Below are 12,290 nucleotides of genomic sequence, written 5' to 3' on the forward strand. Positions count from 1 at the left end.
CGAGACACGCGCGGTCTTGCGTTGCCAACGAACCGGCCGCGAGGCCGGCCAGCCGGCTTACTTCTTGTAGTTCGCAGCGCCGTCGGCGATTTCCTTGTGCGCGGCGTCGATGCCGGCCCAGCCTTCGACCTTCACCCACTTGCCCTTTTCGAGCGCCTTGTATTGCTCGAAGAAGTGCTTGATCTGATCCTTCAGGTATTCGGGCACGTCGTCGATCGACTTCAGGTTCGCCGTCATCGGGCAGACCTTGTCGTGCGGCACGGCGACGAGCTTCGCGTCGACGCCCGATTCGTCCGTCATTTGCAGCATCCCGAGCACGCGCGAACGCACGATCGAGCCGGCCAGCAGCGGGAACGGCGTGATCACCAGCACGTCGACCGGATCGCCGTCGCCCGACAGCGTCTGCGGGATGTAGCCGTAGTTCACCGGATAGCGCATGCCGGTACCGATGAAGCGGTCGACGACGAGGAGACCCAGCTCCTTGTCCGCCTCGTACTTCACCGGATCGCTTTGGGCGGGAATCTCGATGATCACGTTGAAATCGTGCGGCAGGTCCTTGCCGGCCGGAACATGATTGAAGCTCATAGCGCTCTCTGTTGGTCGATGGGAATTCGGGACGAGGCGCCGCGGCCGATGCACCGCCGCGGGCGTCCCCGCAGGGAATGCGCCATTATAGCCAATCGACCGGTGGCGTCCGGATGACGATCGGCGCGATAATCGTTCCGGATGTCCGGGCAACGACGCGTGGGCGGCATCGTGAATCCGGCGTCGAGCATGGAACCCGGGTATCCGCTAAAGCGCTGACTCGGGTCGACCGCGAAGCATGGGACCCGGGTATCCGCTCAAGCGCTAACTCGGGTCGACCGCGAAGCATGGGACCCGGGTATCCGCTAAAGCGCTAACTCGGGTCGACCGCGAAGCATGGGACCCGGGTATCCGCTAAAGCGCTAACTCGGGTCGACCGCGAAGCATGGGACCCGAGTAAGCGCTAAAGCGCTAACTCGGGTCGACAGGAGCAGGCATGGAAGAAGCGAAGCACTTCATTGCGGGCGAATGGACACTGCCCGCGCAACTGGAGACAATCCCGGTCGTCGACCCGTCCGACGGCCAACCGTTCGCGACGATCGCGCGCGGCACCGCACCCGATATCGAGCGCGCCGTCGCCGCCGCCCGCGATGCATTCGCCGGCCCGTGGGGCGCCGCGAGCGCCGCCGAGCGCGGCCGCGTGCTGATGCGCCTGTCAGCGCGCGTCGCCGATCACCTAGAGGAGCTTGCCGCAATCGAAGCCCGCGATACCGGCAAGCCGCTGAAGCAGGCACGCGCCGACGCGGCCGCACTCGCGCGCTACTTCGAATTCTACGCAGGGGCCGCCGACAAGCTGCACGGCGAAACGCTCCCCTATCACGCCGGCTACACGGTGCTGACAGTGCGCGAACCGCATGGCGTCACCGCCCACATCGTGCCGTGGAACTATCCGATGCAGATCTTCGGCCGCAGCGTCGGCGCCGCGCTTGCGGCCGGCAACGCGTGCGTCGTGAAGCCGGCCGAAGATGCATGCCTGTCGGTGCTGCGCGTGGCGGAACTCGCCGCCGAAGCCGGCTTGCCGGCCGGTGCGCTCAACGTCGTCACCGGCTACGGTCATGAAGCAGGCGCCGCGCTCGCACGCCATCCCGGCATCGACCACATCTCGTTTACCGGCTCGCCGGCAACCGGCAAGCTCGTCACGCAGATGGCGGCCGAGAACCACGTGCCGGTCACGCTCGAACTCGGCGGCAAGTCGCCGCAGATCGTGTTCGCCGACGCCGATCTCGAAGCGGCGCTGCCCGTGCTCGTGTCGGCGATCGTGCAAAACGGCGGGCAGACCTGCTCGGCCGGCAGCCGCGTGCTGATCGAGCGCGCGGTGTACGAGCCGCTCGTCGAACGGCTCGCGACCGCGTTCAACGGATTGCGCGTCGGCCCGAGCCGCGCCGATCTCGACTGCGGCCCGCTGATCAACGCAAAGCAGCAGCAGCGCGTGTGGGATTTCCTGTCCGACGCGCAGCACGACGGCATTCCAATGGCCGCGCACGGCCAGGTCGTCGCCGATGCTCCTGAAAGCGGCTTTTACCAGGCGCCCGCGCTGCTGCGCGACGTGCCGGCGTCGCACCGGCTCGCGCAGGAAGAAGTGTTCGGCCCCGTGCTCGCCGCGATGCGGTTCGTCGACGAGGACGAAGCGGTCGCGCTCGCGAACGGCACACCGTACGGCCTCGTCGCCGGCATCTGGACGCGCGACGGCGCGCGGCAGTTGCGTCTCGCGCGACGCCTGCGTGCGGGCCAGGTGTTCATCAACAACTACGGCGCGGGCGGCGGCGTCGAATTGCCGTTCGGCGGCGTCGGCCACTCGGGCCACGGCCGCGAAAAAGGCTTCGAGGCACTTTACGGATTCACCGCGCTGAAGACGATCGCGATCCGGCACGGCTGATCGGGCGCCCGGGCCGGGACCGACGGCCACGCCACCGCCACACCATGCACTCGTCCAAAACAGGAGACACACCATGCGGTTGAGCGGCAAGACGGCCATCGTCACCGGCGGCGGCTCGGGTTTCGGCGAAGGTATCGCAAAGACGTACGCGCGCGAAGGCGCGAACGTGGTCGTCAACGACCTGAACGGCGCGGCGGCCGAGCGCGTCGCGAGCGAGATCGCGCTGGCTGGCGGCAAGGCGATCGCGGTCGCGGGCGACGTGTCGAAGGACGCCGACTGGCGCGCGCTGCTCGAAGCCGCGCTCGACGACTTCCATTCGGTGCAGGTCGTCGTGAACAACGCCGGCACCACCCACCGCAACAAGCCGGTGCTCGACGTAACGGAAGCCGAGTTCGACCGCGTGTACGCGGTCAACATGAAGAGCCTGTTCTGGAGCGTGCAGACCTTCGTCCCCTACTTCCGCGCGCAAGGCGGCGGCGTGTTCGTGAACGTCGCGTCCACGGCCGGCGTGCGGCCTCGCCCGGGCCTCGTCTGGTACAACAGCACGAAGGGCGCGATGATTACCGCGAGCAAGTCGCTCGCGGCAGAACTCGGCGCCGACCGCATCCGCGTGAACTGCATCAACCCGGTGCTCGGCGAGACGGGCCTGATGACCGAGTTCATGGGCTGCGAGGATACGCCCGAGAATCGCCGCCGGTTCCTCGCGACGATTCCGCTCGGCCGCTTCTCGACCCCGCAGGACATCGCGAACGCGGCCCTTTACCTCGCATCGGACGAAGCCGAGTTCATCACCGGCGTCTGTCTCGAAGTCGACGGCGGCCGCTGCATCTAGCCGCACGACCGTGTTCGCGCCGCGCCGGCTGCGCCGGGCGGCACCGTATTCGCGCGGAGTCGGTGCTTTGCGCGACACCGGATCGGGCGCATTGCGCCTGCTCCGGCCACCACAAGAAAGGACAGGAGACAACATGGCAACATCGACGCATTCGCTGCCGGGCTCGTCCGGCGCATTCGAGGAAGCAACCTACCGCAAGGTGTCGTGGCGGCTCACTCCGCTACTGCTGCTGTGCTACGTGGTCGCGTATCTCGACCGCGTCAACGTCGGTTTCGCGAAGCTGCAGATGGCGAGCGACCTGAATCTGAGCGATACCGTCTACGGGCTCGGTGCCGGGATTTTCTTCTTCGGCTACTTTCTGTTCGAAGTGCCGAGCAACATCATCCTGCACAAGGTCGGCGCGCGCGTATGGATCGCGCGGATCATGGCGACGTGGGGCGTGATCTCGATCCTGACGATGTTCGTCACGACGCCCGCGATGTTCTACGTCATGCGCTTTCTGCTCGGCGTCGCCGAGGCCGGCTTCTTCCCCGGCGTGATCCTGTATCTCACCTACTGGTATCCGGCCCATCGACGCGGACGGATGACGACGTTCTTCATGACGGCCGTCGCGCTGTCCGGCGTGATCGGCGGCCCGATCTCCGGGTTCATCCTGAAGGCGTTCAACGGTGTGAGCGGCTGGCACGGCTGGCAGTGGCTGTTCCTGCTCGAAGGGATTCCGTCGGTGCTGGCCGGCGTGCTGGTGTTCTTTGCGCTCGACGACCGGATCGCGAAGGCGAAATGGCTGACCGACGACGAGAAGGCGCTGCTCGCACGCAACGTCGACGCGGAGGAAGCGACGAAGGAAGACCTGCCGCTCGGCATGGTGATGTCGAGCCCGCGCGTGTGGCTGATGGCCCTGATCTACTTCTCGTTCGTGATGGGGTTGTACGGCGTCGGCTTCTGGCTGCCGACGATCATCAAGGCGACCGGCGTGACCGACACGGTCATGATCGGGCTGCTGTCGGCGGTGCCGTACGCGGCGGCGGTGGTCGCGATGATCCTGATCGCGCGCAGCGCGGACAAGCGCCGCGAACGGCGCTGGCACCTGGCGATTCCGGCCGCGTTCGGCGCGGTGGGGCTCGTGCTGTCGGTTATCTGGGCGCACGAAACGTCGCTCGCGATGCTCGGCCTCACGCTGGCGACGATGGGCATCCTGACGACGCTGCCGCTGTTCTGGAGCCTGCCGACCGCGTTCCTCGGCGGCGCCGCGGCCGCTGCCGGCATCGCGATGATCAACTCGATCGGCAACCTCGCGGGTTTTCTGAGCCCGTACCTGATGGGCTGGCTCAAGCAGGCGACGGGCACCAACGACGCGGGCATGTACATGCTCGCCGGCTTCCTTGTGCTCGGCGGCCTGCTCGCGCTGTCGGTGCCGAAGCGGCTCGTCGACAAGTAATCCGGCAAACGGCGCGTGCAGCGCGACGGTGCGGCGGCCGCGCCGATCGTCGATGAACAAAAAATGCCCCGAAGGCCTGACGGCGTTCGGGGCATTGTTACGTGCGGCGGCGCACCGCCGCCGCGTCAGACCACGGTGATCGCGAGCGCGCTTTCGCGGTAGTGCTTCGCCGCCTTGTCGGATTCGCCAAGATGCTCGAACAGGCGCGCGAGCGCGCGGTGCGCGCGCACCTTCAGCGCCTCGTTGTCGGCCAGCTTCAGCGCCGCCTCGAGGAACGATTGCGCCTTGCCCCACAGTTGCTGCTGCTGGCACAGACGACCAAGCGCGAACAGCAGGTCGGCATCTTCCGGATGATCCTTCTTCCAGCCTTCGGCCTTCTGGATCAGCGGCAGCGCATCGCCGCCGGCCGTGTCCGGATAGCGGCGCAGCAACCGCGCATCCCAGTTGTGCGCAAGCGCCTCCTCGACGATGCGGCGCGCTTCCGGGCGACGCTCGAGCGCAACCAGCAACTCGGCCGCCAGATCGGCGAGACGCGGCGACTGGCGCTCGAGCGGCGACAGCGATTGCCACACCTCGAGCAGCGCGTCCGGATCATGCCGACGCTCGCGCAGCAGATTCTCCGCCGCCTGCTGGCGCAGCCGCACGGCAGCAGCCGGGTGCAGCGCCTCGCGCTTTTCGAGCGCCTTCGCGAGCTTCAGCACCTCGGCCCAGTTCTTCAACTGCTGCTGCGCGCGCAGCGCGACCTGTTGTGCATGGATGCGCTTGCCGCCCGCCTGCATGTCGGCCAGCGCGGCGAGCGCGCCGTCGGCATCGCGCGCATCGGCGCGCATGTCGGCCGCGGCGAGCAGCCGCGCGTCCTGCCACTCGGGCGCGTCGACCTTCGACAACCAGTCGTCGCGGCGCGCGTATTCGTGCATCCGGTGCGCGGCGGTCGCCGCGACGAGACTCGCGGCGCCCTGGTTCGCGTCGACCGCAAGCGCGTCGCGCGCCGCCTTCTCGGCGCGCGAGAAGCGGCCCGCGTACAGGTTCGCGATCGCATCGCGCAGCGACGCCGACGCCTTTTCGTTACGCGAACGCGCACGATATGCGGCGACCCGCTGCGGCATGCGCCAAATGTTGCGCACGATGCGCAACAGCGCATACAGGACGATGAACAGCACCACGATGGCGATCACGAACAGGTTCAGCGACACGTCGACCCGGTACGGCGGATAGACGAGCAGCACCTGCCCCGCATCGAAACGGCCGACGGTGGCGAGTGCCGCGGCGATCGCGAACAGGATCGCGAGCCAGACGATTCCTCGAAGCGTCATCGTTACCCCCGGCTCTTGAACTGCTGAACGGCGTTCAGGCTCGTGTTCAGATTCGGCACCGCGACCGTCAGCGATGCGCCGTCCACCTGCCTGAGCAGATCCTCGACGGACTGCGTGTCCTTCGATGCCTGGTCGAAATACTTGCCGAGCGACGCCTGCGCGGCGTGCAGATCGGCCTTCATCGCGGTGTCGTTGCGCGCAAGCAGCGACAGCCGCGCGGTGAGCAGGCGAAGTTTCACGTTCTCGCGCACGAAGTAGCCCTGATCGGGCGACGCGAGCATCGCGTCCGCGTTGTCGATCCGGCGCACCTGCACGAGCCCCTTCAGCTGCTGGCCGAGGCCGGCCGAGAAGTCATGCCACCACACCTTCCAGCGCGGCTCGCCGGGCGTGGCCGCGGCCGACGACGCGGCGACGGCCGGCTCGGCCTTCGGCGCCGTGTGCGGGACGATCGCCTCGCCCGACAGCGGCAGTGCGTCGATCTTCGCGATCGCATCGTCGAGCTTGATCGCGAGACCCGTGAGGTCGGCCGACGGCGCGGCCTTCAGCTTTTCGATGTCCTGCGCGAGCGCCTTGCGCACCGTGACGGCCTGCGCGCTTTGCGACGTCGCGAGGCGTGCGTCGGCATTCTGCAGCGCGATCAGCGCGAGTTGCGTGTTGCCGGTCAGCTGCAGCTGCTGGCTCGCGCTCGACAGCATCTGGTCGACTTCCTCGAGCATCCACGCGTCGCGGTTGCGCGACAGATCCTGATACTGCTGCTGCAGCGCCTGCTGTGCGCTCTGCGCGTCGGCGAGCTTGCCGTCGAGCTGCGCGAGCTGCGTGTCGACCTGATGCGTGCTCGCGAGCGCCTGCTCGGTCTTCATGCGGATCTCGGCCGTCTGCGCATCGAGCGCCTTCTGGCGGGCGACGAACGAATCGTCGAGCCGGTCGACCTTGCGGTTCAGCGCATAGCCGCCGACGCCTGCCGCGCAGCCAAGCACGACGACGACGAACCACAGCGCCGCGCTGCCGCCGCGGCGTGCGGGCGGTTCGGACGCGATATAACGGGGGCTGGACGGCGGTGCGGATGCAGCGGCCGGCTGGGAAGCGACGCTTTTGGAATCGTTGGTATCTGTCATGCGTTTAGTCACCGGTGCGGCTGTCGCCGGTTGGACGGCCTCGTCGGCCATCGTTCGAAACGCGCGGACGATGCGCTCATCGCCCGCGCCGGTCAGCGTAATCCTATCAAAACCGAGTGCGCGCGCGGTCTGCTCGATGCGCGGGTGCGGCGTCACGAGCCGCGCATGCTTCAGTGCGTCGATCTCGGCGTCGTTCAGATGCGTACGCGCGAGTTCGTGCAGGTTGCGTACGCCTTCCGAGCTCGTGACGAGCCATGCGTGCGGCGCGCCGGCGAGCAGCGCGTGCACGCGCTCCCATGCGCCGATGCGCGGCTCGGGCACGACGCGCCGGTATGCGGCGACGAGCGTGACGTCGGCGCCCGCTTCGCGCAGCCGCTCGGCGAGCCATTCGCGGCCGCCGTCGCCGCGCACGATCAGCACGCGCTTGCCTGCGAGCGCCTGCGCGCCGCCGAACTCGGCCTCGATGCGCGCGAACAGGCTTTCGGAGTCGTAGTGCGGCACGCCGCCGTCCGCTGGCGCGTGCGGTGCGATCACGCGATGCGCGGGCGCCGCGATCCCGTGGCGCTCGAGCGCCGCGACGCTGCCGGGGCCGACGACGCCGACCGGCAGCGCATTCGGCCAGATCGCGCCGTACTGTCCAAGCGCGCGCTCGATCGCGTTAGGCGACACGAAGATCACCAATGCGTAGTCGGCAAGCGCCGCGAACGCAGCATCGAGGGGCGCCGGATCGTCGACCGGTGCGATATCGATCAGCGGAAATTCGAGCACGTCGCAGCCGGCGGCAGCCAGTTCGGCCGCGAGTGCGGCGGACTGGCCGTCCGGGCGCGTCAGGACGGCTGTGAACGCGCGCGCGCCGCCCGCCATCAGGCGTCGCCCTTGCCGGCCTGCGAGCCGGCGAGCAACGCGTTGACGATGTCGCGCGCGCCTTGCGCCTCGAGTTCGTCGGATACCGCGCGGCCGAGCGCAAGCGCATCGGCGACGTTCATCACGGCGCCGCACTCGTCGGCGGTCAGCACGCGGCGGCCGTCGGTCGTCGACACGCGGCCCGTCAGGTAAAGCTCGCCTGCCCGCCACACCGCATGCGCCGCGAGCGGCACCTCGCAGCTGCCGCCGAGCGCGCGCGACACCATCCGCTCGGCCTCGACCGCGAGCGCAGTCCGCGAGTCGTGCAGCGGCGCGAGCCATGCGGCGACGTCGGTACGGTGCGCGGCGATCTCGATCCCGAGCGCGCCCTGGCCGGCGGCCGGCGGGCTGGCCTCGACGTCGATCAGTGCACGGATTCGCGCGTCGAGGCCCAAGCGTTTCAGGCCCGCGGCCGCAAGGATGATCGCCGCATAGTCTCCGCGATCGAGCTTGGCCAGCCGCGTGTCGAGGTTGCCGCGCAGAGGCAGCACGTTCAGGTGCGGATAGCGCGCGCGCAGCATCGCCTCGCGGCGCAGGCTCGACGTGCCGACGACGGCACCGGCCGGCAGCGCGTCGAGCGACGCGTAGTCGTTCGACACGAATGCGTCGCGCGGATCCTCGCGCTCCATGATGGCGGTCAGCGCGAAGCCGTCGGGCAGCGCCATCGGCACGTCCTTCAGCGAATGCACGGCCAGGTCGGCGCGGCCGTCGGCCAGCGCATTCTCCAGCTCTTTCACGAACAGGCCCTTGCCACCGACCTTCGACAGCGTGCGATCGAGAATCTGATCGCCGCGGGTCGTCATCCCGAGGATTTTCACGTCACAAGCTGGATATAATTTGCGCAGCGCATCACGCACATGTTCGGCTTGCCACATCGCGAGGCGGCTCTCGCGCGAGGCGATCGTCAGCGTCGCCGGAGCGGGCACCGAAAGGGTCTCGGAATTCATTGCTGGAACATCGAAGGACGGGATTGAAGACCGAACAATGGTAGCACGCACGTCTTGGGCCGCCCGGGCCCGGAGGCTGCGTGCGCCGCGCCTTTGCGCGCGCCGTGATACCGATGCGCGGATGTGCCGCACGTAACTGGTTGCTTGAATGCAGTTCCCGTAGTTTCCGCAGTTCCCGCAGTCCCTTTTGACTCGAGCTTTCCCAAGGAAACCCATCGTGAAGTCTTCCGGATCGGCGCGTACGGTGCGCCGCAATGCTGCCCTGCCCTCCTCCGACGCCCAGACGGGCACCCTCGCCACCGCCGCGAACGGCCGTGCGAAACCGGCAACGAAACCGAAAGACCCGATACGTCAGACAAAACGCGCGATCGACGCAGCCGACACCGCTGCCGGCACGGCGAAGCGCGGCACGCGCACGCGCGACGACAAGGACCGCCCGCTGTTCGAGGACATCCGCTTCCTCGGCCGCCTGCTCGGCGACGTCGTGCGCGAACAGGAAGGCGATACGGTGTTCGACGTCGTCGAGACGATTCGCCAGACGGCGGTGAAGTTTCGCCGCGAGGACGACAGCGAAGCCGCGCAAACGCTGGAGAAAAAGCTGCGCAAGCTGACGCCGGAGCAAACGGTGAGCGTCGTGCGCGCGTTCAGCTATTTCTCGCATCTCGCGAACATCGCGGAAGACCGCCACCACAACCGGCGCCGCCGCATCCACGCGCTGGCAGGCTCCGCGCCGCAGCCGGGCACCGTCGCGTACGCGCTCGAACAGCTGAAAACGACCGGCAACGCATCGAAGCGGCTGCTGCAGCGCTTCTTCGACGATGCGCTGATCGTGCCGGTGCTGACCGCGCACCCGACCGAAGTGCAGCGCAAGAGCATTCTCGACGCGCAGCACGACATCGCCCGCCTGCTCGCCGAACGCGACCAGCCGCTGACCGCGCGCGAACGCGCGTACAACGAGTCGATGCTGCGCGCGCGCGTGACCGCGCTGTGGCAGACCCGCATGCTGCGCGACGCGCGCCTGACGGTCGGCGACGAGATCGAGAACGCGCTGTCGTACTACCGCGCGACGTTCCTCGACGAACTGCCCGCGCTGTACGGCGACATCGAGGCTGCGCTCGCCGAGCACGGCCTGCAGGCGCGCGTGCCTGCATTCTTCCAGATGGGCAGCTGGATCGGCGGCGATCGCGACGGCAATCCGAACGTGACGGCCGCAACGCTCGACGAAGCGATCAACCGCCAGGCCGCGGTGATCCTCGAACACTATCTGGAACAGGTGCACAAGCTCGGCGCCGAGTTGTCGGTGTCGAACCTGCTGGTCGGCGCGAGCGACGCAGTGAAGGCACTTGCGGCGGCGTCGCCCGACCAGTCGCCGCATCGCGTCGACGAACCGTACCGCCGTGCGCTGATCGGCATCTACACGCGGCTCGCGGCGAGCGCGCGCGTGCGCGTCGGCGAGGGCACGGTCCCGGTGCGCAGCGCCGGCCGCGGCGCGCCGCCGGTTCGCGCGGTTCCGTATGCGGACTCCGACGCATTCGTCGCCGACCTGAAGGTGCTGACGGCGTCGCTCGACGAACATCACGGCGCGTCGCTGGCCGCGCCGCGGCTCGCGCCGCTCGTGCGCGCGGCAGAAGTGTTCGGCTTCCATCTCGCGAGCATCGACCTGCGCCAGAGCTCCGACATTCACGAAGCCGTGGTCGCCGAGCTGTTCGCGCGTGCAGGCGTCGAAGCCGACTACGCGGCGCTCGCCGAGGAAGACAAGCTTCGCGTACTGCTCGCCGCGCTCGCCGATCCGCGCCCGCTGCGCTCGCCATACCTCGAGTATTCGGCGCTCGCGCAGAGCGAACTCGGCGTGTTCGAGAAGGCGCGCGAAGTGCGCGCGCAGTTCGGCGCGCGCGCGGTGCGCAACTACATCATTTCGCATACGGAAAGCGTCAGCGACCTTGTCGAGGTGCTGCTGCTGCAGAAGGAAACCGGCCTGCTCGAAGGCACGCTCGGCAGTCATGCGAAGAACGGGCTGATGGTGATCCCGCTGTTCGAGACGATCCCCGACCTGCGCGACGCCGCGCGCATCATGCGCGATTACTTCGCACTGCCGGGCATCGATGCGCTCATCGCGCACCAGGGCGCCGAGCAGGAAGTGATGCTCGGCTACTCCGACAGCAACAAGGACGGCGGCTTCCTGACGTCGAACTGGGAACTGTATCGCGCCGAACTCGCGCTCGTCGACCTGTTCCGCGAACGCAAGATCACGCTGCGCCTGTTCCATGGTCGAGGCGGCACGGTCGGCCGCGGAGGCGGCCCGACCTACCAGGCAATCCTGTCGCAGCCGCCGGGCACCGTGAACGGCCAGATCCGCCTGACCGAGCAGGGCGAAGTGATCGCGAGCAAGTTCGCGAACCCGGAGATCGGCCGGCGCAACCTCGAGACGGTCGTTGCCGCGACGCTCGAGGCGTCGCTGCTGCCGCAGTCGAACGCGCCCGCGCAGCTGCCCGCGTTCGAGGCCGCGATGCAGACGCTGTCCGATACCGCGATGGCGTCGTATCGCGAGCTCGTTTATGAAACCCCGGGCTTCACCGACTACTTCTTCTCGTCGACGCCGATCACCGAAATCGCGGAGCTGAACATCGGCAGCCGTCCGGCGTCGCGCAAGCTGCAGGATCCGAAGAACCGCAAGATCGAAGACCTGCGCGCGATTCCGTGGGGCTTCTCGTGGGGGCAGTGCCGGCTGCTGCTGACCGGCTGGTACGGCTTCGGCAGCGCGGTGAGCGCGTATCTCGACGGCGCGCCCGACGCGGCCGAGCGCACGAAGCGGTTGGCGCTGCTCAAGAAGATGAACAAGACGTGGCCGTTCTTCGCGAACCTGCTGTCGAACATGGACATGGTGCTCGCAAAGACCGATCTCGCCGTTGCGTCGCGCTACGCGCAACTGGTCGCCGACCGCAAGCTGCGCAAGCACGTGTTCGAGCGGATCGTCGCCGAATGGGAGCGCACGTCGCACGCGCTCGCCGAAATCACCGGGCATGAAGGGCGTCTCGCGACCAACCCGCTGCTCGCGCGCTCGATCAAGAACCGCTTCCCGTACCTCGATCCGCTAAACCACCTGCAGGTCGAGCTGATCAAGCGTCACCGCGCGGGCGACACGAACGCGCGGCTGCGTCGCGGGATTCACCTGACCATCAACGGGATCGCGGCCGGCCTGCGCAATACCGGCTGAACCGCGCGCGGCGCGGGCGTGGGCCACGCCACGCCGCGCCACGCCGGCATCGCAAAACGAAAGCCGC

8 protein-coding genes are annotated in these 12,290 nt (G+C 68.1%); 4 read left to right on the forward strand and 4 right to left on the reverse strand.

Annotation, left to right across the window (positions count from 1 at the left end):
* Positions 1-57 precede the first annotated feature (57 nt).
* A complete protein-coding gene (ppa, locus tag WK25_RS11715) occupies positions 58-585 on the reverse strand; it encodes an inorganic diphosphatase (protein ID WP_011885693.1) in 528 nt (175 codons plus the stop codon).
* A gap of 436 nt (positions 586-1,021) precedes the next feature.
* Between ppa and WK25_RS11720 the strand changes: the two genes are divergently transcribed.
* From WK25_RS11720 to WK25_RS11730, 3 genes are all read left to right on the forward strand, one after another.
* A complete protein-coding gene (locus tag WK25_RS11720) occupies positions 1,022-2,461 on the forward strand; it encodes an aldehyde dehydrogenase family protein (RefSeq protein WP_069241630.1) in 1,440 nt (479 codons plus the stop codon).
* Positions 2,462-2,534: 73 nt separating this feature from the next.
* The gene (locus WK25_RS11725; RefSeq protein WP_040141378.1) at positions 2,535-3,293 is read left to right on the forward strand and encodes an SDR family oxidoreductase; all 759 of its coding nucleotides are present in this window, start codon (positions 2,535-2,537) and stop codon (positions 3,291-3,293) included.
* Positions 3,294-3,426: 133 nt separating this feature from the next.
* Positions 3,427-4,731, forward strand: coding sequence for an MFS transporter (locus WK25_RS11730; RefSeq protein WP_040141380.1), 1,305 nt, complete (start codon positions 3,427-3,429; stop codon positions 4,729-4,731).
* A gap of 125 nt (positions 4,732-4,856) precedes the next feature.
* Here WK25_RS11730 and WK25_RS11735 read toward each other — a convergent pair whose 3' ends face one another.
* Genes WK25_RS11735 through hemC form a run of 3 tightly spaced genes read right to left on the reverse strand, consistent with a single transcriptional unit; the run spans position 4,857 to position 9,009 of the window.
* Positions 4,857-6,044, reverse strand: coding sequence for a heme biosynthesis protein HemY (locus tag WK25_RS11735; RefSeq protein ID WP_040141382.1), 1,188 nt, complete (start codon positions 6,042-6,044; stop codon positions 4,857-4,859).
* Between the two features lie 2 nt (positions 6,045-6,046).
* The gene (gene hemDX / locus WK25_RS11740) at positions 6,047-8,023 is read right to left on the reverse strand and encodes a fused uroporphyrinogen-III synthase HemD/membrane protein HemX (protein ID WP_069241631.1); all 1,977 of its coding nucleotides are present in this window, start codon (positions 8,021-8,023) and stop codon (positions 6,047-6,049) included.
* Complete coding sequence (hemC, locus tag WK25_RS11745) at positions 8,023-9,009, reverse strand: hydroxymethylbilane synthase (RefSeq protein ID WP_069241632.1); 987 nt, start codon at positions 9,007-9,009, stop codon at positions 8,023-8,025. The genes hemDX and hemC overlap by 1 nt, the downstream gene beginning before the upstream one ends.
* A gap of 217 nt (positions 9,010-9,226) precedes the next feature.
* Here hemC and ppc point away from each other — a divergent pair, with 217 nt between their 5' ends.
* Positions 9,227-12,223: a phosphoenolpyruvate carboxylase gene (gene ppc / locus WK25_RS11750; protein ID WP_069241633.1), complete on the forward strand. Its 2,997-nt coding sequence runs from the start codon at positions 9,227-9,229 to the stop codon at positions 12,221-12,223.
* Positions 12,224-12,290 lie beyond the last annotated feature (67 nt).

It is taken from the genome of Burkholderia latens, from assembly GCF_001718795.1.
In the GTDB taxonomy this organism is placed as follows: Bacteria; Pseudomonadota; Gammaproteobacteria; order Burkholderiales; family Burkholderiaceae; genus Burkholderia; species Burkholderia latens_A.